At 72.0% G+C, this 24253-nt stretch carries 17 protein-coding genes; 7 read left to right on the forward strand and 10 right to left on the reverse strand.

Annotated elements, in window-relative coordinates:
* Window positions 1-52: 52 nt before the first annotated feature.
* Both BJ958_RS26645 and BJ958_RS26650 read left to right on the forward strand, forming a co-directional pair.
* Window positions 53-1072 carry an ABC transporter ATP-binding protein gene (locus BJ958_RS26645; RefSeq protein ID WP_246319105.1) on the forward strand — a complete coding sequence of 340 codons (1020 nt, stop codon included), beginning with the start codon at window positions 53-55 and terminating at the stop codon, window positions 1070-1072.
* On the forward strand, window positions 1069-1878 hold the full coding sequence (locus BJ958_RS26650; protein ID WP_179729770.1) for an ABC transporter permease: 810 nt from the start codon (window positions 1069-1071) through the stop codon (window positions 1876-1878). The genes BJ958_RS26645 and BJ958_RS26650 overlap by 4 nt, the downstream gene beginning before the upstream one ends.
* A 13-nt stretch (window positions 1879-1891) precedes the next feature.
* On the opposite strand, the gene BJ958_RS26655 is transcribed toward BJ958_RS26650, so the two are convergent.
* Genes BJ958_RS26655 through BJ958_RS26670 form a run of 4 tightly spaced genes read right to left on the reverse strand, consistent with a single transcriptional unit; the run spans window position 1892 to window position 6217 of the window.
* Window positions 1892-2866 (reverse strand): DUF2332 family protein, encoded by a 975-nt coding sequence (locus BJ958_RS26655; RefSeq protein ID WP_179729771.1) that lies wholly within the window; start codon window positions 2864-2866, stop codon window positions 1892-1894.
* Window positions 2867-2882: 16 nt separating this feature from the next.
* Entirely contained in the window at window positions 2883-3716 is an 834-nt protein-coding gene (locus BJ958_RS26660; RefSeq protein ID WP_179729772.1) for a purine-nucleoside phosphorylase, read from the reverse strand.
* Window positions 3717-3732: 16 nt separating this feature from the next.
* The gene (locus BJ958_RS26665) at window positions 3733-5175 is read right to left on the reverse strand and encodes a YncE family protein (protein WP_179729773.1); all 1443 of its coding nucleotides are present in this window, start codon (window positions 5173-5175) and stop codon (window positions 3733-3735) included.
* Between the two features lie 19 nt (window positions 5176-5194).
* Window positions 5195-6217 (reverse strand): hypothetical protein, encoded by a 1023-nt coding sequence (locus BJ958_RS26670; protein WP_179729774.1) that lies wholly within the window; start codon window positions 6215-6217, stop codon window positions 5195-5197.
* Window positions 6218-6322: 105 nt separating this feature from the next.
* Here BJ958_RS26670 and BJ958_RS26675 point away from each other — a divergent pair, with 105 nt between their 5' ends.
* Window positions 6323-8062, forward strand: coding sequence for an LVIVD repeat-containing protein (locus tag BJ958_RS26675; RefSeq protein ID WP_179729775.1), 1740 nt, complete (start codon window positions 6323-6325; stop codon window positions 8060-8062).
* Between the two features lie 9 nt (window positions 8063-8071).
* Here BJ958_RS26675 and BJ958_RS26680 read toward each other — a convergent pair whose 3' ends face one another.
* Together BJ958_RS26680 and BJ958_RS26685 are read right to left on the reverse strand one after the other, a co-directional pair.
* Window positions 8072-8524 carry a gamma-glutamylcyclotransferase gene (locus BJ958_RS26680; RefSeq protein WP_179729776.1) on the reverse strand — a complete coding sequence of 151 codons (453 nt, stop codon included), beginning with the start codon at window positions 8522-8524 and terminating at the stop codon, window positions 8072-8074.
* Window positions 8525-8571: 47 nt separating this feature from the next.
* Window positions 8572-9747: a S8 family peptidase gene (locus BJ958_RS26685; protein ID WP_179729777.1), complete on the reverse strand. Its 1176-nt coding sequence runs from the start codon at window positions 9745-9747 to the stop codon at window positions 8572-8574.
* Between the two features lie 117 nt (window positions 9748-9864).
* Here BJ958_RS26685 and lpdA point away from each other — a divergent pair, with 117 nt between their 5' ends.
* Window positions 9865-11265 (forward strand): dihydrolipoyl dehydrogenase, encoded by a 1401-nt coding sequence (gene lpdA / locus BJ958_RS26690; RefSeq protein WP_179729778.1) that lies wholly within the window; start codon window positions 9865-9867, stop codon window positions 11263-11265.
* 131 nt (window positions 11266-11396) lie between these two features.
* Entirely contained in the window at window positions 11397-12128 is a 732-nt protein-coding gene (locus BJ958_RS26695; protein ID WP_179729779.1) for a hypothetical protein, read from the forward strand.
* Window positions 12129-12137: 9 nt separating this feature from the next.
* Here the strand turns inward: BJ958_RS26695 and BJ958_RS26700 are convergent, their stop codons facing one another.
* Genes BJ958_RS26700 through BJ958_RS26715 form a run of 4 tightly spaced genes read right to left on the reverse strand, consistent with a single transcriptional unit; the run spans window position 12138 to window position 16724 of the window.
* The gene (locus tag BJ958_RS26700) at window positions 12138-12851 is read right to left on the reverse strand and encodes a hypothetical protein (RefSeq protein ID WP_218865985.1); all 714 of its coding nucleotides are present in this window, start codon (window positions 12849-12851) and stop codon (window positions 12138-12140) included.
* The gene (locus BJ958_RS26705; RefSeq protein WP_179729781.1) at window positions 12848-14437 is read right to left on the reverse strand and encodes a protein kinase domain-containing protein; all 1590 of its coding nucleotides are present in this window, start codon (window positions 14435-14437) and stop codon (window positions 12848-12850) included. Before BJ958_RS26705 ends, BJ958_RS26700 begins: the two co-directional genes overlap by 4 nt.
* The gene (locus BJ958_RS26710; RefSeq protein ID WP_179729782.1) at window positions 14434-15951 is read right to left on the reverse strand and encodes an FHA domain-containing protein; all 1518 of its coding nucleotides are present in this window, start codon (window positions 15949-15951) and stop codon (window positions 14434-14436) included. Before BJ958_RS26710 ends, BJ958_RS26705 begins: the two co-directional genes overlap by 4 nt.
* Window positions 15948-16724, reverse strand: coding sequence for a protein phosphatase 2C domain-containing protein (locus BJ958_RS26715; RefSeq protein ID WP_179730413.1), 777 nt, complete (start codon window positions 16722-16724; stop codon window positions 15948-15950). The genes BJ958_RS26710 and BJ958_RS26715 overlap by 4 nt, the downstream gene beginning before the upstream one ends.
* A 253-nt stretch (window positions 16725-16977) precedes the next feature.
* On the opposite strand from BJ958_RS26715, the gene BJ958_RS26720 reads away from it, so the two are divergent.
* On the forward strand, window positions 16978-23253 hold the full coding sequence (locus tag BJ958_RS26720; protein ID WP_179729783.1) for an Ig-like domain-containing protein: 6276 nt from the start codon (window positions 16978-16980) through the stop codon (window positions 23251-23253).
* A 28-nt stretch (window positions 23254-23281) separates the two neighbouring features.
* Window positions 23282-24250: an AAA family ATPase gene (locus BJ958_RS26725; RefSeq protein WP_179729784.1), complete on the forward strand. Its 969-nt coding sequence runs from the start codon at window positions 23282-23284 to the stop codon at window positions 24248-24250.
* Window positions 24251-24253: the final 3 nt, after the last annotated feature.

Here is a 24253-nt window from a genome sequence, read left to right on the forward strand (position 1 = left end):
TAGTCAGGATTCAGGACAGAACCTGACCGGAATGGTCCCTAGCGTGGTGGTCATGGAGATGAACACGACCCACCAGGCCAGCGGGCCGGTGATCCGCACCGCCGGGCTCACCCGCCACTTCACACGCAACAAGCAGACGATCGAGGCCGTGCGCGGTCTCGACCTGGAGGTGGCGGCCGGCGAGCTGGTCGCCTTCCTCGGCCCCAACGGCGCGGGCAAGTCCACGACCCTGCGGATGCTCACCACGCTGATCGCGCCGACCGCGGGCAGCGCGACCGTCGCCGGGCACGACGTGGTCCGCGACCGCGCGGCGGTCCGCCGGTCGATCGGGTACGTCGGCCAGGGCAACGCCGCCGGCCACCAGTACCGCGGCCGCGACGAGATCATGTGCCAGGCCCGCGCCCACGGCCTGTCCCGGCGCGACGCACGGACCCGGACCGAGGAGCTGCTCGAGGCGTTCGACCTCACCGAGCACGCCGACCGCCCGGTCGCCCAGCTCTCCGGCGGTCAGCGGCGGCGGCTCGACGTCGCGATCGGCCTGGTCCAGGAGCCGCCGATCCTCTTCCTCGACGAGCCCTCCACCGGCCTCGACCCGCAGAACCGGGTCAACCTGCAGGAGCAGGTCCGTCGCCTCAACGCCGAGCTCGGCACCACGATCGTGCTGACCACCCACTACCTCGAGGAGGCCGACGCCCTCGCCGGGCGGGTGATCGTGATCGACCACGGCCAGGTGATCGCCGACGACCGCGCCGACGCCCTCAAGTCCGCCCTCGGCGACCTGGTCGCCATGGACTTCGCCTCCGCCGACGCGGCCCGCGCGGCGGCCACCCGCGCCGACCGGATCGAGGGCGCCCAGGTCACCGTCACGGGCAGCCACGTCGCGGTCCGGGCGGCCTTCGGCCGTGACGCCGCCCCCACCCTGGTCGCCGACCTGGCCGCGGCCGGCACGCCGGTCACCCGGATCGAGGTGGTCGGACCGACCCTCGACGACGTCTTCCTCGACCTCACCGGGCGCAGCCTGCGCGAGACCTCCACCACCCCGTCCGCCTCCACCGAAGGAGCAGCAGCATGAGCATCGACCTCGCCCCCGCGGCGGCACCCGCCGTCCGCCGTCCCCGTGTCGACTCGAGGCCGGTCGGCCTCGTCGCCGACATCGTCAACGTGCTCGTGCGCGAGCTGCAGCCGGTGCTGCGCCAGCCGGCGTCGGTGCTGTTCGCGATGGTGCAGCCGCTGGTCTTCCTCGGCCTGTTCGCGCCGCTGCTGCCCGACACGCCGACCGGGTCGGCGCTGCAGTGGTTCGTCCCCGGCATCGTGTCGATGACCGCACTGATGAGCGCGTCCTTCACCGGCGCCAACCTGTCGGAGGAGATCATCAGCGGCTCCTTCGAGCGGCTGCTCGTCTCGCCCGTGCGTCGCTCGTCGCTGCTGATCGGCAAGGCGCTGCGCGAGATGGTGCCGCTGCTGCTGCAGACGCTGATCATCGTCGCGGTCGTGACGCCGTTCAGCTTCGACCTGCACCTGGGCGGCGTGCTCGTCGGCGTGCTCGTCCTGGTCCCGTTCAGCGTCGGCCTCGGCGCCCTCAGCCTGGCCCTCGCCGTCGCTGCGAAGGAGCAGTCCTGGGTGTTCTGGACCGTCCAGCAGACCGTGATCTTCCCGCTCCTGCTGCTCGCCGGCGTCCTGCTCCCGCTCGACGGCGCCCCCGGCTGGCTGCGGACGGCGTCCGACCTCAACCCACTCAGCTACATCGTCGACGCCGAGCGCGCCCTGTTCGCCGGTTCCTTCCCGGCCGACACCGTGCTGGCCGGGTTCGCCGCGTCGCTGGTCGTCGCCGCGTTCGGGCTGTGGGTCGGCGTGCGGCGGATGAACCGCGCCAGCTGACCGGTCCGCCCCGTCACGCCGTCCAGCGCATCGCCCGCCCGTGACCGTGGGTCTGCGCGACCATCTGCCCGTCGATCCCGAGCACGAACGTGGGGTGCTCGGCCGGGATCGGCGGGCCGCTGGCGGTCACGGAGGGCAGCACCCGCTTGCCCTCGTTGCTCACCCAGTGGCACTTCCCGGCGGCGACGAGGTCGCGCACCAGCGTGTCGAACTCCAGCCGGCGCGGTGGCGGGAGGTAGGCGACGACGGCGCTGTGGAACACCACGACGGTCCCGTACGCCGACGCCCGCTCCACCATCGCCGGCAGCTCCGCGACCAGGTCGCCGGCCACGACCACCGGCGGGTCCGTGCGGGCCACGTCGATCGCCCGGACCAGGCGGGTCCGGCGCTCGTCCTGCTCGGGCCAGACCAGGGTCTCCAGCCAGGCCGTGTGGTCGGCGTCGGTGACGTCGAGCGGGTGCAGGTCGATGCCGCCGCGCCAGGCCACGTCGGGCAGCGCGCTCGGCAGGGGAGCGGGCCCCTTCACCCGGCAGGGGAGCAGCGGTTCGTCGCCGAGCACGACGTCGCCGGAGTCGGTGGTCCAGCGGTAGCCCCACCGGTCGGGGTACAGGCACAGCCCGGCGGACGAGCCGACCTCGAGCAGCGCCAGCGGCCCGGGGAAGCGGGTGAACGCCGGCACCAGGGTGGCCAGCCGGCCGACCTCGTTGGTCTGGGTGGCCCGAGCCAGGATGGTGGCCCGCAGCGCACCGGAGTCACCGAGCAGCGCGGCCCGCAGGTCGTCGTACGGACCCGGCGCGGGTACGCCGTGGTGCCGGGCGGCCGCGAACACCAGGTTGGGCTGCTGCTTGAGCTCCGGCAGCGTGCGGATCCACGCGACGACCTCGGGGTCCTCGGCCACGGCGGCCGCCCACGCCGCGAAGGTCGGCGAGTCCGCCGCCTCGTCGGCGAAGCGGCGGTAGGACTCCTCGACCTCGGCGTAGGGCTCCACGGCAGAGGCGGACAGGTCAGATGCGCGGGACGATGCTGCCGAGCAGCGCGCCCATCCGGGTGGCGGCGTTGCGGCCCGCCTCGAGGACCTCGGCGTGGTTGAGCGGCTCGCCGCTCAGGCCGGCGGCGAGGTTGGTGACCAGGCTGATGCCGAGGATCTCCATGCCGGCCTCACGTGCGGCGATCGCCTCGAGGGTGGTGCTCATGCCGACCAGGTGGCCGCCCATGATGCCGGCCATCCGCACCTCGGCCGGGGTCTCGTAGTGGGGGCCGGTGAACTGGACGTAGACGCCCTCGTCGAGGCTGGGCTCCACCTCGCGGCACATCGCGCGCAGTCGCGAGGAGTAGAGGTCGGTGAGGTCCACGAAGTTGGCGCCGACGATGGGCGACTCGCCGGTCAGGTTGATGTGGTCGCTGATCAGCACCGGCGTGCCGGGCGTCCAGGTCTCCTTGAGCCCGCCGCAGCCGTTGGTGAGCACGATCGCGCGGCAGCCGGCGGCGGCCGCCGTACGCACGCCGTGGACGACGGCCGCGACCCCGCGACCCTCGTAGTAGTGGGTGCGGCTGAGGAAGACCAGCAGGTGGCGGTCGGGGTTGCCGTCGGTGCCGGGGATCCGGATCGAGCGGACCTTGCCGGAGTGCCCCTGCACCGCCGACGCCGCGAAGCCCGGCAGCGAGGTCACGTCGATCTCGGTCGTGTTCGCGCCGCCCGCGCCGTCGAGCGCGTCGGCGGCCGGCAGCCAGCCGGAGCCGAGCACGAGCGCGACGTCGTGACGGGCCACGCCGGTGAGCTCGGCGAGACGGGCGGCGGCCTCTTCGGCCAGGGCGTACGGCGTGGGCGACTCGGTCACGGCGCGAGCCTACTCATCACCAGGTCGCGACGAGGCTTTGCGGGACATAGCCGTGCCGCACCCGCTGGGGGTGGTCGCCGACCTCGCGGTAGGCGAGCTCCTCGCCGGTGTTCGTGTCGATGACCGCGACGGCGTCGCTGCCGGACAGCGAGATCCAGCAGGTGTCGTCGAGGCCCTCGGTGGTCCAGTACGGCTTGAGGTAGGTGTGGCCGGTCGTCCCCTCGTCGAAGATCGTGTAGTGGCCCGACGCACGGTCGACCAGTGCGGCGTAGTCGTCCATGGTGCCGGCGACGCAGAGGGTGTCGCCGGCGGCGTTGATCGACAGGCCGTGGTGGGCCGAGTCGTTGACGTACTTCTCGCGCAGCATGTTCGGCACCCGGTTGGGCAGCGGGACCAGCCGCGTGACCGCGCCGACGGACGGCTCGGGCACCCCGCCGAGGGTGTAGTCGACCTTGCCGTCGAGGTCGGGGGCCTGGGTGTCGAACTCGACGAAGCCGTGGAAGAAGGACACCTGGAAGTAGACGTAGCGCTCGTCGGGCGAGACCGCCATCGGGCGCACGGCGCTGCTCATGTTCGGGTACCCGGCCTCGGCCAGCTCGCGGCCGATGCCCCACCTGCGGAGGATCGAGAAGTCGGAGCTGCGCACGACCTGGAACCACCGGTCGCCCTTGAGCGGGTCGAGGAGCGGGACGTCGCCGGGCGTGTAGACCAGGCCGATCGAGGCGTGGAAGATCCGCTGGCCGTCCTGCGTGTAGTTGCTCTCGTGCGGGGTCTCCCCGGACGGGAAGGTGCGCATCCGGTCGCCCATCTTCACCACGGTGCCGTCGGTGAGCGTCTCGTCGACCATGGAGTACTCGATCACCTGGCGCTTGGTCGAGTCCGAGACCAGCAGCCGGCGGCCGTCGCGGGAGAGCGCCATGTGGTCGCTGCGGTTGCCGTCCATCGACTGCTCGCGCACGATCGAGTCCGGGGCACCGGCGGTCGCCTTCGCGATGTCGATCCACACGACGTCGGCGAAGCTGGGGCGCGACACCGCGAGGTAGCGCCCGTCGAGCGTGGTGAACATGTCGTCGACGAACTGGTCGTGGCCCTCGCCGGGGCCGTACCGGATGAGCAGGAAGTACGCCAGGTCGACCGGGCTCCTGCGGATGTCGGCGAGCTCCTGTGCCTTGTCGGGGACCAGGTCGACGCCACGCTTGAGCACCGTGAAGTCGTGAGCGTCGACGACGCTCGCCGTACCGGCCCAGTTGTTGCCGACCCACATCACGTCGCGCAGGCCGGGCGCCCGCTGCGGCAGCGAGGTCGGCGCCGCGGGGAGCGCCGTGCGGGCCGTTCGGTCCGCCGCGTCCTCGCCGGGCTGCGCCGGCGCGGCGTCGGGGAACGCCAGCGACAGGGTGGCGACGCCGACGGCGGTGACGGCGAGGGACAGGCGACGGAGAGCACGGGAGGACGTCCGCATAACCTGACAACGCGTCAGGTTAGTCGGAGGTCACGCTCCGCAGGTAGCGCGCCGCGGCGGGGTCCCACGCGCTCGGCCGGTCGCCGGCGCCGCGGCCGACGGTGAGGGCCACGATCGTCTCGTCCTTCGGCAGTCCGCCGGGGTTCAGGTCAAGCCCGAGCTCGTACGTCGACCCCTCCGGCAGGGTGCCGGCGACGTCCAGCTGGGCGTGGACCAGGGGCCAGAGCCGCTCGCCCCAGGTCGCGGGGGTCACGGCGCCCTCGTCGGTGACGCCGGGCAGCACCAGCCGGGTCCGAATCGACATCGCGGGCCCGGGTGGCGCCTCGCCCTCGGCGAGCCAGTCGTCGTTGCCCTCGCGCAGCCGGACCTTCGCGACGGCGCCGGCGGGCGCACGGTCCAGGGTCGCGCGCAGCGTCCGCCAACGGTCGACGAGGTCGGCGGTGAGCGGCGCCGCCCACGCGACGCCCGACGAGTCGGGGACCTGCCGCTCCCCGGTGCGCACCGACACGTGGGGACTGGCCTGCAGCACCGGGTCGGCCAGCGCGGCATCGAGCGCGGCCGTCACGTCGTCGGGGGACTCGCCGGACAGGACCACCTCGGTGCCGCGCGGGGTCAGGCTGACCGAGCCGTCGAAGGTGCGGGCTGCCGCCAGGAACTGGGGGGCGCGGTCTGTGGCCGTGGCCTCGAGCGGGCCGTAGCCGCCCTCGATCACGTCGCGGTCGCCGAGCTCGGCCGGCACGCTCCTGGGCAGCTCGCCCCAGCCCAGCGAGAGCGCGTACTGGTCGGGGTTCGCCGCCTCGGTCGCGGCCAGGACGTCGGTGAGCTGCTCGGGGGTGATGTCCTTGTCGAGGTCCGCGACGACGACCAGCCCGCGGACGCCGTCCTCGACCTCCTGGAGTCCGGACCACGTGTCCCGGACGCCGGGCATCCCGGCGAGCTTCCCCGTGCCACCGCTGTCGGGGCGCGGGCTCGGGTCCGAGGTGCAGCCGGCGAGGCCCACCGCGACGAGGAGGAGGGCCGCGAGCGTCCGGCGTCGGTGCATGGCCCCTGCATACCCCATCCGTCCCCGACCATGTCCCGCGGCGTTTGGTCCGCGGCCGACCGGGGAACGACGGCACGGCACGGTCGCGCGAGGAACGAGGGCGAGATGACGGATCCCGAGCGTCTCTTCGCGCGGCTCGTGGCCGGGCGACCGGCCCGGCTCCGCGAGCTCGGGGCGGACCTCGTGCTCGAGGACACGAAGATCACCGAGGCGGTCGACCAGCTGACTGCCGGACTCGCCGGCGTCCGCTGGAACGGCGGCATCGCGGTGCTGGCCTGCCTGGGCGCCGGCCAGCGGGTCTTCGTCGCGAGCTGCCTGACCTCGTGGCGGCTCTACCGGACCGGCCGGGTGCTCGACCGGTTGGCCGGGCAGGTGGACGCGATCGAGGAATGGGCCCGTTCGACCATCAAGGTCTGGCGCCGGCGCGACCCCGCCCTCGACGCCGGGCAGGTCGACAGCCTGCGCGCGGCGGTCAACTTCGCCCTGGTCCAGGAGTACGTCGTCTACGCGGCGCTGCTGGCCTCCGCCCGGACCGAGGTCACGACCGCCGACGACGAGCTGCTCGACTGGCTCGAGGACGGCGCCGCGGACGACTACCGATGGGCTCTCGCCTACGGCGGCGGGCGCGGCCCGCGGGTCCCCGACGCCGCGGTCAACGGCGACGACGGTGGCTGGACGCCGCAGGGGCTCGGCTACGACCCCGCGAGCGGCAACTACCTGACGACCTCCTACCGCACCAACGTCGGCGACCCCGAGGAGGCGGACGACGACTACGACGACAGCCAGCTCACCATCACCGACCCGCGCACGGGCGAGGTGGTCAACCAGGTCCGGCTCGGCGGGGCCGGGAACCTCAGCCTCGGCCCGAGCCACGCGGGTGGCGTCGAGGTGGTCGGCAACCACGTCTACGTCGTGGGCGGGGGGAAGCTCTACGACTACGACCTGGCGAAGATCAACGCGGCGGCCCCGGGGGCGACGGTGCACCCGACGGTCGTGAACGAGAGCCTGCCCGCGACGTCGTACGCGACGGCCGCCGACGGCAAGCTCTACCTCGGCAAGTGGGACAAGGAGGGCAAGGAGGACGCCGTCTGGGTCTACGACATCGGCCCCGACGGGCGGCCGGACCTGAGCAGCGGGCAGAGGTACGACGCCCCCGCCGGCGCCAACGGGGTGGCGGTCCTGCCCGGCAACAGGCTGGTCTTCTCGGTGAACCACGGCCGGGGGGAGTCGGGAGCACTCGAGTCGTACGTCGTGCGCGACGGCGAGCTGGACCACGCAGGGTCGATCCCGGTCGCGAACCTCCCCGAGGAGCTGATCGTCACCGACGACGGCCGCCTGGTCGGCATCAACGAGTCGGGGGCCACCGACTACGCCCCCTGGGACACCGATGGCGGCGAGCGCGACGGGACGTACGGCGACGAGGACGACGGCGTCGGCGACACGGGCGGCTCCGAGGGCAGGGACCTCGAGGACTTCTGGGCCCGCACCCACCTCTTCGACCTTCCGGTCGGGGCGTTCGACAGCGAGGGCTACTACGTCGAACCGATCACCCTCGACCAGGGCGCCCTCGACGCGTTCGCCGCCGCGGACGGGCTCGACGCCGTCCGGGCCCGCCTGTCCGGCCTGCACCTGCCCGCCTCGCTCCTCGGTGAGGTCGGTGGTGCCGACGAGCTCAGCGCGGCCGTCGACGCCGCGCTGGAGTCGGCCCGGTCCGACCTGGCGAAGCTGGCCCCGGCCGCCGACCGGATGGGCTCCGAGCTGCGAGCGACCTCGTCGGACTACAGCGCCGCGGACATCGCCAGCGGGCTGCTGCTCAACCTCCTGCTGACCAGGATCCTGCAGTGAGGCCGCGCCTCACAGTCCGGTCGAGCGACAGGCCCGGGCCCGCAGCCCGGTGACGTAGTCGGCCGGCGCGTCGGCGGCCTCGGCCGCGTCGGCCAGCACCCCCAGGTACGAGGCCGAGGGCAGCCCGCCCTCGTAGGCGTCGAGCACGTAGGTCCAGGCGACGACCTCGCCGGCCATGGTGGAGATCCGCACCTTGGTCTTGCGGTAGAGCCCCGAGTCGGCCGACTCCCACTGGTCCAGGTTCGGCTCGTCGAGCGGGCTGACGTCGTAGACGGCGACGAAGACGGCGCTCATCGGGTCCGGTGCGATGGTCGCCAGCGCGCCGTCCCACCCGTGCTCCTCGCCGCCGAAGGTCAGCCGCCACCCGGTCAGCCAGCCGGTGGTCTGCAGCGGCGAGTGGGGGCACCGCTCGCCCATCCGCTGGGGGTCGAGGTTGGTGCCGTAGGCGGCGTACGACGTCACGGGGCTCAGGCTAGACCGTCGTACGCCGCCTGTCGGTGAGGCAGGGCTCAGGCGCCGGTGTACAGCAGGTGGTTGTTGGGGGTGGCGGGGGAGCAGATGATCAGCAGCACGCAGCTCTTCTCGGTGCCGGTGACCTTGTTCTTCGTGGTCGCGCCGAGGACCGCGGTGCCGACCTGGGCGGGCGTGGCGGTCGGGTGGGCGGACAGGTAGAGCGCCGCGGCGCCGGTCACGTGCGGCGTGGCCATCGACGTACCGCTGATCGTGTTGGTGCCGCCGTTGAGCCAGTCCGAGGTGATGTCGACGCCGGGGGCGAACAGGTCGACGCAGGTGCCGCGGTTGGAGAAGCCGGCGCGTGCGTCGGTGCGGTCGCTGGCTGCGACGGTCAGCGCCTCGGGGACGCGGGCCGGGGACTTCGTGCAGGCGTCGGCGTTCTCGTTGCCCGCCGCGACGGCCATCGTGACGCCGTCGGCGATCACCCGCTTGACGGCGGCGTCGAGGGTGGCGGACGCGCTGCCGCCGAGACTCATGTTGGCGACCGCCGGGCGGCCGGCCTGGTGGTTGGCGACCACCCAGTCGAGGCCGGCGATCACGCCGGAGGTCGCGCCGGAGCCGTTGCAGTCCAGCACGCGTACGGCGACCAGCCGGGCCGCCTTCGCCAGCCCCTTGCTGGTGCCGCCGATGGTGCCGGCGACGTGGGTGCCGTGGCCGTTGCAGTCGCTCGCGTCGGCGTCCCCGTCGACCGTGTCGGTGCCGGACACCGCCCGGCCGCCGAGGTCCGGGTGGTTGAGCTGGATGCCGGTGTCGACGACGTACGCGTCGACGCCCGAGCCGGTGCTCGTCCACGAGTAGGCGTTGTCGAGGGGCAGGTTGCGCTGGTCGACCCGGTCCAGGCCCCAGCTGGGCGTCGGCGTCTGCGTGCCGCTGGCGTGGACGGGCGCGTCGAGCTCGATCGACCGCACCCGGCCGTTGCCGCGCAGGGCGCTGAGCGCAGCGTCCGGGAGGCTGGCTGCGAAGCCGTTGATCGCGTGCTCGTAGACGTGGGTGACGCGACCCGGGCCGCCGGCGACGGAGCGGGCGGTGGCCGCGGCGTCGGCGCCCGGAGCGAGGGTGACGATCACGTCGACGAGGCCCGTGGGAGCGGCCTGCGCCTGGGGGAGTGGCACGGCCGCCAGGCCGGCGAGGGCGAGCGCGCAGGACGCGGTGAATCCGAGAATCCGAGACATGGAGGGAGCAGCTTCCTCTTCGCGTACGGCGACCCGATGCCGCCGTACTCGTGGGTAGGTGCACTCTGCCGTGAGCGTGATGTCCGACACAAGCAGGTGCCCTACTACGCTGGCTCCGTGACCCACTTCGATGTCCTCGTCCTCGGTGCCGGCCCCGGTGGTTACGTCGCCGCGATCCGCGCAGCTCAGCTCGGCAAGTCCGTTGCCGTGATCGAGAAGAAGTACTGGGGCGGCGTCTGTCTCAACGTCGGCTGCATCCCCTCCAAGGCGCTGCTCAAGAACGCCGAGCTGGCCCACACGCTGACCCACGAGAAGGCCAAGTTCGGCATCGAGGGTGACGCGACGATGGCCTTCGGCCCGACGCACGCGCGCTCGCGTCAGGTGAGCGCCGGCATCGTCAAGGGCGTCCACTTCCTGATGAAGAAGAACAAGATCACCGAGATCGACGGCTGGGGCACCCTGACCGGTCCGAAGTCGGTCTCCGTCGCCCTCAACGACGGCTCGAGCGCCGACTACACGTGCGACAACCTGATCATCGCCACCGGCGCGACGGTCCGCAGCGTCCCGGGCGTCACGCCCAACGGGCAGAACATCGTCACCTACGAGGAGCAGATCCTCGACGAGAACCTGCCCTCCTCGATCATCATCGGCGGCTCCGGTGCGATCGGCGTGGAGTTCGCCTACGTGTTGAAGAACTTCGGTGTCGACGTCACCATCGTCGAGTTCCTCGACCGGATGGTCCCGACCGAGGACGCCGACGTCTCCAAGGAGCTCGCGCGCCACTACAAGAAGCTCGGCGTGAAGGTGCTGACCTCCACCGCCGTCAAGGGCGTCGAGGACACCGGCTCGGGCGTGCGCGTGCGTGTCGCACCCGCCGCGGGCGGTGACGAGCAGGTGCTCGAGGCCGACAAGTTCCTCGCGGCCTTCGGCTTCGCCCCGCGCGTCGAGGGCTACGGCCTCGACGCCACCGGCGTCGCCCTGACCGAGCGCGGTGCGATCCAGATCGACGAGTTCTGCCGCACCAACGTCGAGGGCGTCTACGCCATCGGTGACGTCACCGGGAAGATGATGCTCGCCCACGTCGCCGAGGCGATGGGCATCGTCGCCGCCGAGCACATGTCCGGTGCCGAGACCATGCCGGTCGAGTACGACTTCGTCCCGCGTGCGACGTACTGCCAGCCCCAGATCGGCTCGTTCGGCTACTCCGAGGCCCAGGCCAGGGAGAAGGGGTACGACGTCAAGACCGCGTCCTTCCCGTTCACCGCCAACGGCAAGGCCATGGGCCTGGGCGAGGCCGTCGGCTTCGTCAAGATCGTCGCCGACGCCGAGTTCAACGAGATCCTCGGCGCCCACATGATCGGCCCCGACGTCACCGAGCTGCTCCCCGCGCTGACCCTCGCGCAGAAGTGGGACCTGACCGCCGACGAGGTGGGTCGCAACGTGTTCGCCCACCCGACGCTGTCCGAGGCGGTCAAGGAGGCGATCCACGGGATCGCCGGCCACATGATCAACCTCTGATCCAGCCCCACGACGGCCCCCGTCCCGCAGCTGCGGGACGGGGGCCGCGTCGTTGCCTGACCCGAACGAGCCACCCCGACTGCGTACGACGACTCAGGCGACCGGCCTCGCCCCGGGCGCACCGTGGAGCCATGAAGGATCTGCGTCGTCTCGTCATCGTTGTCGTCATCGGCTCGTTCAGCCTCGCCGCGCTGCTCGGGATCCTCGCCCTCCTCAGCGGCGAGTTCGGTGACGACCAGGCCCGGGTGCTGCTCACCACCGTGATCGTGGGCGTCGAGTCCACGGTCGTGCTGTGCCTGCTGGCGCTGGCCGGGCACCCGTGGGTGCCGGTGTCGTGGTTCGGGGCGGCCGCGTCGGTGGTCGCGACGGGTGCGGCGCTGGCGCTGACCTGGGGCGACAACGCGTGGGACGACGGGCGCTGGGAGGACCTGCTGCGGCTGTTCGGCACCAGCGCGATCCTGGCCGGAACCTCTGCCCAGCTCGCCCTCCTCATCGCCCTGGTGCTGCGGCCCGGCAGGGAGCCCGGCGGGCTCGCCGCCCTGCTCGGCCTGACGGGCCTGGCCGGCGCCCTCGTCGCGATCCTCGCCATCGGGCCGATCGTCAGCGCCTCGGAGCCCGACGACGGGTACTGGCAGCTGCTCGGCGTGCTGGCGATCCTCGACGTGCTCGGCAGCGTCGTGCTGGTCGCGCTCGGTGCCTTCGGCCGGGTGCGGGAACGGATCGAGACGCCCGCTTCCGCGGTGAGCGAGGTCCGGCTCAGCGCTGCCCAGCAGCAGCGCATCGAGCAGTGGGCCCGCGAGCACCGCACGACGCCGACCGACGTCGTGCAGCGGGCGCTCGACTCCTACCTGCGGCGCAGCTGACGAAACGCGTCATCCCGCCGGCGCCGCGTCCAGTCCGTCGAGGAGCACCAGGTCGTCCGCCGTGATCACGCGTGCCGCGAGGGCGTACTCGACCAGCCGAACGCGCCGATTGCTCGCGGTACGGTCGCTGCTGCCGTGCAGGCCGCGCACGCCGAGGCGCGTGAACTTCTCACACACGTTGTCGAGCTTGCGGTTGAAGCGGGTGGTGGTCCACCCGAGTCGCTCTGCTGCGGTCCTCGAGTGCGGGATCGATCCCGCTCCACGCTGTCCCCTGCGCAGGATGTCCTCGGCGAGGGCGACGATCAGCAGTCGCTGGTCGGGCGTCAGCGCGACCCGGCCCAGTGTCGTCTGCCCGTCGGTGACCTCGAGCTCTGCGGCCTGGACGAACTGCGGCACCGCGTTGAGGACCTCGAACTCGTACGTCGTCGGACCAGCCGTGAACCACACGACCGTGCGTGCGAAGACCAGCGGGATCCGTGCGCCTGGCGCGAGCCAGGTCTGGACCAGGCCGTGCTCGTCGGCGATGGTGGCCGAGGTCGCGTTGCCGACGTTGGCCAGCCACAGCAGGCCGTTGTCGAACCCGATCTCCAGGAACCGCCGGTGCAGGTAGGGATTGTCGTCGATGGCGATGTCACCGTCGCGACCGAGGACGAGCGCCCGATCGAGGGGAACGGTGTGCTGCTCGCCGCAGAAGTCGACCGTCGCGGCCACTGCGTCGCTCACGGCCATGCCTGGCACTTCTCGTACGGTGTCAGCGCTCCGTCGACCGCGACCTTGAGCTGGACGCAGGCCGTGCCCGGCGTGGTCATCGGCACGAGGAGTCCGTCCGGACCAGCCGTCGCGGCGACGTACTGGTTGTCAGGCTGCCTCACGCTCCACCTCAGCTCCGCGTCGGCGGGCGCACCGTGGGCGACGAAGAGGACGCCGTCGGCCTGGGCACGAGCGGTGATCGTCGGCTCCACGGCGGCGGGTATGACGTTGCCCAGGTCGGTCGGGCCCGGAGCGGACGGCGTCGCCGACGGCGGTGTGCGCTCGCCGCTGCCCGAGAGCAGGACGCCGATGACGACGGCAGCCACGGCGAGGACGGCGATCGCGGCCGTCGCGAGCACCTTCGGGCTGACGCCCGCACGGGTGGGGGTCGGCTGGAGCGCCGTATCGGGAGGAGGCGTCGGCGAGGCCACCCGGGGTCGCAGCTCGGTCTCCTCGCCGGTGACCGCAGCCGGGCGTGCCGGGGTGGCGCGGACCGGGCGACGCTCGGTCAGCGCCTCGTGGGCAGCAGGCGACGGTGTGACGGAGGGGCGGACCGTGACGGCGCGCTTGAGCATCGTGACGCCCTCGTCCGGGCTCGGCCCGGAGGGCGTGGCCACGGGGGCCGGCGCCGGCGGCGTGCTCGGCGGGGCGGGGGCCCGGATCGCAGCGGCCGCATCCTCGTCGGCCGGGAGATCCGTCTCGAGGACGACGATCTCGGTCCTGGCCAGCCGCATCTCCTGCTCGACCCGCTGCAGGTGCCGGGCCAGCTCGAGGGCCGTGCGCGGCCGGTGCGCCGGATCCTTCGACATCGCCTGCTGGAGCAGACGGTCCAGGCTCGAAGGAGCATCGGCCCGTCCGGTCGAGGGGACCTTCCCGTGGAGGATCCGGCCGAACAGCGCGCGCTCGCCGTTGTCACCGGTCACCGCGAACGGTGACCGGCCGACCAGGAGGTGCCAGATCGTGGCGGCGAGGGAGTAGATGTCGGATGCCGCGGACCCGTTGGAGTGCCCGGTCAGCACCTCGGGGGGCGACCACGGCATGGAGACGCCGAGGTTGTCGTCGTCCTCGCCCCGGTCGCCGCGCCCGGCGATGCCGAAGTCGCTGAGCGCGGGCACGCCGTACGAGCTGACGAGGACGTTCGCGGGTTTGATGTCGCGGTGGATGATGCCGTTGCGGTGCGCCGTCTCCACGGCGCTGGCGAGCTGGATCCCGGTCTTCAAGGCCTCGGGGACCGACATCTGCTCCTTCGCGACCCGGGCACCGAGGTCGGGCGGCGGGAAGTAGCGCATCACCAGGTAGGGACGGCCGTCGTCGGAGGTGCCCGCGCCGAGGACCGGGACGATGTACGGGTGCTCGGCGAGGTCGGCCATGACGTCGGCCTCGGCGGCGAACTGCCGGCGCTGCCGCTCGTCGAGCAGGTCGGACTTGAGCAGCTTGACGGCGACCTTGATCCGTGGCTGGTCGCGCTCGTAGAGGTAGACGTCCGAGAAGCCGCCCGAGCCGAGCTTCTCGATGCACCGCATGCCCGGCAGGTCGGGACCGGGCCGGACGGCGCTCACGCCGACACCTCGAAGACCAGTCGTACGTCGCCGGCGAGGGTGATCACCGTGCCGGGCACGATCACGTAGTCCTCCTGCGCGCGCAGCTTCTCGGGCTCGCGCCCGGGGAGCTCGATGTCGGTTCCGTTGGACGAGCCGAGGTCGCGCACCAGCACCTGCCAGCCGTCGAGACTGACGTGGACGTGGTTGCGGCTGATCCCCGGGTCGGCGATCTTGACCAGGTTGGGCTGGTTGGCGGCACGGCTCGCGGTCGCCTGCGGCGCCCGTCCGATCACGACGTCGCGGTCGAGGGTGATCGGAGCTCCGTGCTCGCGCCGCAACGCACCCAGCGGGGGTCGGGCCACCTCCTGGGGCTCTCCGCCGTCGACCGGGGCCTGGCAGGTCCGGCACCTGTCGTCGTAGGGCGGCGTGAGGTGCCCCTGCGGGCAGCGCACGGCCGTGACGGTGGGTCCCACGATCTCCGGCGTGCGCATCGCGGCGAGCAGGTCGGCCCGGCTCATCGTCAGCTGGGTGCTCTCGTCCTCGGGGTCGGCGTCCACGAGCTGTGCGAGCGCCGGTGCTGGCGGGGGGACCGCCGGCGGCGGGTCGGCCGGCGTCGGGTCGCCCGGCGTCGGGTCGGCCGGCGTCGGCGTCGCGGGTGTGCCGGTGAGCCAGGGCAGGCCGTCGATGAGGCCGTCGGCCATCGGGGGAGGTCCTGGCGCGGGCAGCGGGTCGGGATGGTCGTCGTCCCAGACCACGGTCACCTCCCGGACCGCTGGTACCAGCTCCTCCGGCTCCGGGGCATCGCCACCCGGCTGCCCGTCGTCCGTGCTGGTCTCGACGTCTTCCTGGGGCGCGGCCTCCTCGGCCTCGAGGCGGGCGAGGAAGGCGTCGCGGTCCTGGGTGCCCGCGAACAGGTCGCTGTAGTCGTGGGCCGGCTCCTCGGCCGGTTCCTCCGGTTCGGTCTCGGGTTCCGGCTCCGCCTCGGGTTCCGGCTCCGCCTCGGGTTCCGGCTCCGCCTCGGGTTCCGGCTCCGCCTCGGGTTCCGGTGTCGGCTCCGTCTCCGGCTCGGGCCGGGGCGCACGGGCGTCGTCCTCGGATGCGGCGGACAGCAGGATCCGGTCGGCCTGGGTGATGCCCAACCCCACGGGCAGCGAGGGCCCGTCGTCATGCGCGCCGTCGTTGCGCAGCTCGATGCGGTCCCAGGCGCCGACGAGCACCCGGTCCAGCCAGGTGCCGGGCAGCTCGCCGACGTGCTCGGCGCCGTGGGGACCGTCGAGCGCCAGGCTCGCCGGTCGGCGCACGATCGCCCGGTGCCCCTCGCTCACCGGTACGACGAGCGCGAAGCCCGGTAGCGCCTCAAAGCCCTGGTGCAGGAGCACGTCGAGGACCTCGTCGACGGAGCCGGCGCGGCGCAGCACCTGCCAGGCGTCGGCGACCCGGGCGTCGGTGACGCGCAGGTCGATGAGGAGCCAGCCGGACGGGGTGGTCACGGCGGTCCAGGTGCCGGGGGAGTAGCTGCCCTCGAGCGTCATCGGACGTGCTCCTTCGGTGTGGTGGCCACCTCGAGGTCGTCGTCGGTGGTCGGTGGTGCGCTCACGACCACGGCCGTGACGTTGTCGTGCCCGCCGGCCTCGACTGCGGCCTCGACCAGCATTGCGGCCGCGTCACGGGGCCCGCGGGCGGCCTCGACGATGGCGGCGATGCGCGTGTCGTCGAGCTCGTTGGTCAGCCCGTCGGAGCAGGCGACGAACAGGTCGCCTGCAGGTGCGAGCGGGAAGATCCACACGTCTGCCACCGGGGCGGGGTCGCTGCCGAGCGCGCGGGTGATGACGTGTCGCAGCGGGTGATGGTGTGCGTCCTCCTCGCTGATCTTCCCGAGGGCCACGAGCTCGGCGACCTCCGAGTGGTCGACGGTGAGCCGGGAGGCGGTGCCCCCGGCGATCCGGTACACCCGAGAGTCGCCGATGTTGAAGACCAGCCAGTGCGGGCTGCCGCCGAAGTCGACGAGGGCGACACCCGACAGGGTCGTGCCCATGCCGCTGCGGCCGGGCTCCCGCGAGGCGTCGAGGATCGTGGCGTTGGCGCGCTCGATCGCCTCCTGGACGTCCTCCGGACGCAGCTGCTCGCGGTCGGCGATCAGAGCGAGCGCCTCGACGGCGAAGGCGCTGGCGACGTCGCCGCAGGCGTGGCCACCCATGCCGTCGGCCACCAGGGCGAGGTGGCGCCGGGCGAGGTACGCGTCTTCGTTGAGCCGGCGTACGCGACCGGTGTGGCTGGCGGCACCCAGCTCGATGGTGACGTCCAGCGCGACCTACCCCCACGTCCCGGTCGGCGGTGCCGACGTTTCCAGCAGCGGCTCATCGTGGCACCGCCAAGGGCCGATCTGCAGGCGATGTCCCGAATCCGTGCGGGTTACGGCCTCCGGTGTCCTCTGATCTGAGGACGTCCGAAGTTGGCCGTTCCTCGCCGGGTGACTCGTCGCCGTCGCTAACGTGCGGCTCGCTATCCGGGCCGCCCGTTCTCGGCCCGGCCGTCGACGGTTTCCAGGGGGATCTGGCGTGGCCATCGTGTCGCTCCGACGACCGCGTGCCTACGTGCGCCGGCACCGCACCTCGCTGGCGTCCTGGACTGCCCTGGCCGCCGTCGGAGGCGGTCTGCTCGTCTACGCCATCGGCTCGGAGGGGCAGACGGTGCACCGTGCCGAGCTCAACGACGGTGGCGTGTGGGTGACCAACCAGGAAGAGCACGCGATCGGCCGCCAGAACATGCCTGTCGAGCAGCTCGACGCGTACGTCGACGCCGGTGCCAACGCGCTGCCCGACGTCCTGCAGGACGGCTCGGCCGTGGTCAGCGTCGACGGCTCCGTGCTGACCCCCGTGAACGTCGCGACCGGCCGGGCGGTTCCGGACTCGGCGGTCAACGCCGCCGGGCCCGCGTCGCTGGCGGGTGGCTCGCTCGCCGCGGTGGACCCGGACAAGGGCAAGGTCTGGGCGACCCGGGTCGATGCGGACGGCGGGGTGCCGTCGTTGTCCGAGCTCAACGCCGAGTCCGACCCGCGGGCCGCGGTCGGCGCCGACGCGAAGGTGCTCGCCTCGACGACGGGCACGGTCTACGCCGCCTCGGGAGCGACGGGCAAGGTGGTCGAGATGGTGCCCAAGGGCACCGGCTTCGCGAAGGCCGCCGCGGTCGCCGTGGAGAAGCCGAAGGGCGGCGTCGCCGGCATCACGGCTGTCGGTGGGACGCCGGTCGTGCTCGACGGCACCGGCCGCCTGCTGATCCCCGGGACGGGGGCGGTGGAGCTCGCCGACGCGACCGCAGTCAAGGAGGGGCAGGTCCTGCTCCAGCAGCCGGGCAGCGCGTCCGACGAGGTCATGGTCGCCACGGACTCCGGCCTGGTCGCGGTGGGACTCGGCGACGGCAAGGTCCGGCGGATCGACATCGGCTCCGGTCAGCCGGTGGCGCCCGTGCGGATGGGGCCGTGCGTGTTCGGCGTGTGGGCGCAGGATGCCGCCGGCCAGGCGGGCATGGCCTGTGACGGCGCCGATCCCGAGGGCCCGAACAGCTTCGAGCTCACCCCGGCGGCGGAGCTGGTCTTCCGGACCAACCGCAACCAGCTCGTCCTGAACGACGTCCGCACGGGGGCGGTGTGGAGCATGAACGCGGCCCAGCCGGTGCAGATCGCGGACTGGCAGGCGATCAAGCCCCAGCAGCCGAAGGACTCGCAGGACGACGAGAAGAAGACCGACTCCGAGCAGGTGCGTCAGGCGCCGCAGGCGAAGACGGACAACCTCGGCGCCCGCGCGGGCGGGACCACGGTTCTGCACGTGCTCGACAACGACCTCGTGTCGGGAGGCGGCGTCCTCACCGTCACGAAGGTGACCCCCCCGGCGGACAAGACCGTGCAGGTCCAGGTCTCCCCGGACCGGCAGTCGGTGCTGCTCACCCTGCCCCCGTCGGGACCTGGCAACCTCACGTTCGGCTACTCCATCAGCGACGGCAGCGGCGGCAAGGACTCCACTGCCGACGGCACGGTCAACATCGACGTCAAGGCGACCTCGGACCCGGGTTCGGCCGCACCCACCCTCCGCAAGGACGCGGTGCCCACGACGTACCCGATGTCCGCGCGCGGACATGTCGAGTTCTCGGTGCTGGCGGACTGGCGCGACGAGCAGTACGGCGACCCGGTGTCGCTCGACGGCATTCGCAACGCCCCCAAGGACATCCAGACGTCGGTCACCGCTGACGGCCTGATCCGGGTCCAGGGGGCAGGAGCCGCTGGTCAGGTACGGCTGCCCTACGAGGTCTCGACCGGGGGCCAGGCAAAGGCGTCCGGCTACGTCGTGCTGGACATCCTGCCCAAGGACAGCCTCAAGGCCGTGTCGCCCCAGGCGCTGCCCGACGTCGTGTCGGGCGAGGCCGGGGGACCGATCTCGGTGCTCCCGCTCGACAACGACATCCCGGGCGCTGACCCGGGCGACGCCCAGGCCCGGCTCACGCTGGCCGGCCGGGTGGCGCCGACCCGGGGACTGGACGTCGCCACGGACCTCGAGTCGGGCCGGGTGACGGTGCGGGCCCAGCGCCCCGGCACCTACCAGCTCACCTACGCCGCCGGTTTCGGCGCGGCGGCGCGGAGCAACGGCAAGATCACCGTCGTCGTCGACCCGGCCAGCGACAAGGGCGACCTCCCCATCGCCGCGCCCGACAGCACCACGGTGCACGGCGCGGCGCCCATCGTCGTCGACGTCCTGGCCAACGACTACGACCCCAAGGGCCGGATGCTTGCCGTGCAGCAGGCCAGTGCGGTCGATCCCGACAGCGGTCTCGAGGTCGCCGTGGTCGACGGTCGCTGGCTGCGGATCAGCGGACCGGTCGGCATGCCGCCCGGCCAGCGGGTCGAGTACACGGTCAGCAACGGCAGCGGCGCGGCCAAGTCGACCGTCGCGGTCACGCAGAAGGATCCGATCCCGCCCGAGCAGAACATCCCGATCCCGACCGACGACGAGGTCGTGGTCCGCGTCGGTGACAGCGCCGTCGTACCGGTGCTCGACAACGACTCCACGCCGGGCGGTGACCCGGTCGGGCTGCGGATCCTCCCGTCGGAGGGACTGCCCCTCGGCGAGCTGCCTGTCGACCGGCCGATCGGCAGGGCCTTCGTGAGCGGCCGCAACGTGCGGTACGTCGCTCCGGCTGCCGGGAAGGTCGACGGACCGACGGACGTCGTCGTGCAGTACGTCGTCCAGAACGAGGCCGATCCCAGCATCCCGTCCGCCACCGGGACGCTCCGGGTCACGGTCAATCCCGAGCCGACCGACGAGAGCCCGAACCAGCCGCCGACACCGCGGTCGATCGAGGGGCGCGTGGTCCAGGGTGACCAGGTCACCCTGCGCCCGCCGCTCACGGGCAACGACCCGGACGGCGACTCGATCACGATCGTGGGGATCGACAAGGCACCCACACTCGGCCGACTGCTCAGCTTCGGTGCCGACTCGATGGTCTACCAGGCGTTCCCCGGCTCCCAGGGCACCGACGAGTTCACCTTCCGGGTGCAGGATCGGTACGGCGCGGTCGCGGTCGGCTCTGCGCGCGTCGCCGTGACGCCGGCCGGAGCGCCCCAGGCGCCGGTCGCCGTCAACGACGTGGTGGTCGCGGCGCCTGGCCGCAAGGTCGAGGTCGACGTCCTCGCCAACGACCTGCGCACCCCCGGGACCGGCCTGGAGCTGCTGCCGCTCGAGGCTGCGCCCGACGGCGTGTCGATCGACGAGAAGACGGCCCTGGTGCGGGCGACGGCTTCGGACAACACGCGCAAGGCGCTCGTCGTCCCCTACCGGGTGACCACGGGCTTCGAGGAGTCCAGCGCCGAGCTGTCGATCCGGTCCGTGGAGGGCTACAACAACCCGCCGGTCGTCGAGGACGCCTACGCGCGGCCGGAGGGGAACTCCGCCGAGGTCGTCGTCGACGTCCTCGCCTCGGCGTACGACATCGACGGCGAGGGCAGGCCGGTCCAGGTGGAGTCCGCCTCGGACATGACCTTCTCCAAGTCCGGCAAGGTCACCATCCCGGTGGGAGAGGCCCCACAGGTGGTCCCGTTCACCGTCGTCGACGGTGAGGGGGCGACCGCCACGGCATCGATCTACGTGCCGGCGCTGCCGAAGGACACGCCGTACCTCAAGCCGGGTGCGGAGATCCGCTTGGACCCCGGGGAGACGAAGGAGGTCCCGATCTCGGACCTGGTGGTCGACCCCGAGGGCCAGGAGGTCCACCTCACCCTCGCCGACAAGATCGTCGGAGCTCCTGCAGGAAAGCTGCAGGCGACCGCTCCCGACAGCGACCAGACGCTCGTCGTCTCCGCCACGAAGGACGCCTACGGCCCCGGCGCCGTCACCTTCGAGGTCGCCGATGGCAAGGACCTCGCCACCGCCCACCTCGCCACGTTGGCCGTGCCGGTCACCATCGGATCGGGCGATCCGGTCCTGAACTGCCCGCAGGAGCCGATCGTCGTCGTCCAGGGCGGCGTCAGCCGGTCGGTCGACATCGGGAGCGTGTGCCACGTCTGGGCGGCCGACCCGACGGACGCGGAGGACGTCGACTACACGGCCGACTGGGCCGACGGCCAGAAGCCGGCCGATGTCACCGTCATCGCCGACGGCGGCCGCGTGAAGCTGACCGCCGGCGTGAAGGCAGCCCAGGACGCCACCGGGGTCCTCGAGATCGGTGCCCGTGGTGTGGAGATCCGCGACAACGCGGGCCGCAAGCCCACGCTGCCCGTCCGGGTGGTGCTGGCCGGGCCGCCGAGCCTTCGGCCGATGACCGCGGAGGGCGAGGCCGGCAAGGCGGTCAGCGTCGACGTGGCGTCGTACGCCCGATCGCCGTTCGGCAGCAACGCCAAGTGGGCCCTGGTGGGCGGGGTCGAGAAGGTCGGTACGCCGGCCGGCGGGTCCGCCACCACCTCGATCAGCGGGACCACGGTCTCGATGACGCCGTCGGCGTTCGGCGTCTACACCTTCCGGGTCACTCTCGCCGACGACGGCGCCGTGAAGGGCAGCACCCGGCCGCGGGCCACCGCGCTCATCACGCTGTCGGTGGTGTCCGAACCGGGTGACATCACCGACCTGCACACCGACGGGACCACGTACAGCGAGCAGGTCAAGCTGCTGTGGAGCCCGCCCTCGGCCAACGGCGGCACCATCAACGGCTACACCGTGTCGTACGGCGGCGGAACGACCTCGTGCCCCAGCAACGCCTGCACGATCTCCGGCCTGAAGAACGGCAAGGACTACACATTCACCGTCGTCGCCCACAACCAGTACGGAGACAGCAAGCCGAGCAACGCGGTGACGGCGAAGCCCGACCGCGTCCCGGACGCGGTGACCGGACTGACCGTGACCAAGCAGCACGACCGCGAGGTCGAGCTGTCCTGGTCGCCGCCTGCCGACCAGAGCTACTCGGCGATCAAGGAGTACCGGATCAGCTGGCCCGGTGCAGGCGCGATCCAGGCCGTCCCCTCGGGCGCGCGGAGCTACACCGCGAAGATCCCGGACAACGGCCAGAACGTGACGTTCGAGGTCTGGGCCTACAACGAGCAGGGTGACGGCCCCAAGTCCTCGGTGACCGGCATGGGCGCCGGCAAGCCGGAGGTTCCCGCGCTGAACCCGCCGCAGACCTCCGACACGGCCGGTCGCGCCAACAAGGCGGTGACCATCTCGTGGGGTGCTGTCGGCGCGAACGGTCCGGACCCGGTGCAGTACGAGGTGACCCGCACCGCGGGCGGCTCGTCGAAGGTGGTCTGCTCGTGGATCACCGCGACCAGCTGCGCGGACACCCTCGGCAACGACGGCACGGTCTACTCCTACGTCGTCCGAGCCCGCAACGCCGAGGCGACCTCGGGTCGCGGTGACGCACCCGACCTCCACACCTCGGCGACCTCGGCGCCCAAGACGGTCGAGGCGGCCGCGGTTCCCGAGACGGTGACGGGGATGAACGTCGTCGCGACCGGCACCAACCAGCAGGTGAGGGCGACCTTCAACGTGGGGGCCTCGCACGGCAAGACCAACAAGATCGAGTGCCAACCGGGTTGCGGCAGCCTTTCGCCGACAACGGTCGGTACCGGTGGGCAGTCCGGAGTGACCTTCACCGTCAATGCAGGTGCCAACGGGTCGACTGCCGTCGTGCGGGTGCGGACCTGCAACGGCGCAGCGGATTCGGCGCTGGCCTGCAGCCCGTGGGTGCAGGACTCGACCACTCCCTTCGGGCCACTGGGCAATCCGTCGATCTCCGTCTCCACGAGTGATCAGTGCTTCAACTTCACCGGGAGCGCCGACGCGAATGGCAAGCAGGCCACCGTGACGGTCTCGACCAGCGGGTACTCGAGATCATGGAGCGGGAACGGGACGATCGGCTACAGCGGGCAGTACTGCCCGGGGTATGACCAGACACGCAACTTCACTGTGAAGTTCGACGACTCGCCCGCGACCACCGAGCAGAACCAGGATCGCGGCTCCCAGCAGACGTCCTCCGGCAACAAGACCACACCGTCTCCGCCGGCAAGGGTGACTGTCTCGAAGGGCGCGAACAGGGTTGTCGCGGTCGGTTCTCCGGTCTGCAAGGTGTCGCCCGGCTGTCCGTCGATCATCGTCACCACGGCCGATTTCACGAGCACGGCTCACTGCGCCGTCACAGCGGGGACCTATGGCACCGACTTCGCTGGCTACGAGCGGTGGGATCAAGGCGCGAACGAGACCAGGAACACCGGTCTGGTCCAGCAGAACGGTTGGGTCACGGTGACCTGCACCGACAACCAAGGGCACCAAGCCTCCGGCACCGGATCACTCAACTAGCTGACATGAAGTCATGAGGAGCGCAGCGATGAGCATCACCCACGAGCAGGCGACCTGGTTCTCGCAGACCTTCGAGAAGCTCGCCGACAACATCGAGAAGGCCGTGCTCGGCAAGCGCCATGTCGTCCGTCTGGCGCTGACCTGCCTGCTGACCGAGGGGCACCTGCTGCTCGAGGACTATCCGGGCACGGGCAAGACCCAGCTCGCCCGTGCGCTGGCCAACACGGTGCAGGGCTCGAACGCCCGGATCCAGTTCACGCCGGACCTGCTGCCGTCCGACGTCACCGGTGTGACGGTCTACGACCAGCACAAGGGCGCCTTCGAGTTCCACCCGGGCCCGATCTTCCACACCATCGTGCTCGCCGACGAGATCAACCGGGCCTCGCCCAAGACGCAGTCGGCCCTGCTCGAGGTCATGGAGGAGGGCCGGGTCACCGTCGACGGCACGACCCACTCGGTGGGCCGGCCGTTCATGGTGATCGCGACCCAGAACCCGATCGAGCAGGCCGGTACCTACCGCCTGCCCGAGGCCCAGCTCGACCGCTTCTTGATGAAGACGTCGGTCGGCTACCCGGACCACGACTCGACCGTGCGCCTGCTGCTCGACTCGCAGGTCCGCGACCGCGCGGCGACGGTGGAGCCGATCATCACGGCGTCGACGGTGGCGCAGATGAGCCAGCTCGCGGACGGTGTCCACGTCGACGCCGCCATCGTCGGCTACATCTCGCGCCTTGCCGAGGAGTCGCGCCGCCACCCGCAGGTCAAGCTCGGCCTGTCAGCCCGTGGCTGCCTGGCCTATGTCCGCGTCGCGAAGACCTGGGCCCTCGCCGACGGCCGTGACCACCTGGTGCCCGACGACGTGAAGGACCTCGCCGTCCCGGTCCTGGGGCACCGCTTGCTCCTCGACGCCGAGGCCCAGTTCAACGGCGTCACCGTCGAGCAGGTCATCTCGCAGCTCCTCGAGGACGTCGCCCCGCCGACCGAGCGCGTCGCCTGACGT

The sequence above is a fragment of the Nocardioides kongjuensis genome (assembly GCF_013409625.1).
Classification (GTDB): Bacteria; Actinomycetota; Actinomycetes; order Propionibacteriales; family Nocardioidaceae; genus Nocardioides; species Nocardioides kongjuensis.

Coding starts and splice junctions, on each gene's coding strand:
- BJ958_RS26725 (WP_179729784.1), top strand. CDS start 23,282: ATGAGCATCACCCACGAGCAGGCGACCTGGTTCTCGCAGACCTTCGAG.
- BJ958_RS26685 (WP_179729777.1), bottom strand. CDS start 9,747: ATGTCTCGGATTCTCGGATTCACCGCGTCCTGCGCGCTCGCCCTCGCC.
- BJ958_RS26695 (WP_179729779.1), top strand. CDS start 11,397: ATGAAGGATCTGCGTCGTCTCGTCATCGTTGTCGTCATCGGCTCGTTC.
- BJ958_RS26675 (WP_179729775.1), top strand. CDS start 6,323: ATGACGGATCCCGAGCGTCTCTTCGCGCGGCTCGTGGCCGGGCGACCG.
- BJ958_RS26645 (WP_246319105.1), top strand. CDS start 53: ATGGAGATGAACACGACCCACCAGGCCAGCGGGCCGGTGATCCGCACC.
- BJ958_RS26665 (WP_179729773.1), bottom strand. CDS start 5,175: ATGCGGACGTCCTCCCGTGCTCTCCGTCGCCTGTCCCTCGCCGTCACC.
- BJ958_RS26650 (WP_179729770.1), top strand. CDS start 1,069: ATGAGCATCGACCTCGCCCCCGCGGCGGCACCCGCCGTCCGCCGTCCC.
- BJ958_RS26670 (WP_179729774.1), bottom strand. CDS start 6,217: ATGCACCGACGCCGGACGCTCGCGGCCCTCCTCCTCGTCGCGGTGGGC.
- BJ958_RS26710 (WP_179729782.1), bottom strand. CDS start 15,951: ATGACGCTCGAGGGCAGCTACTCCCCCGGCACCTGGACCGCCGTGACC.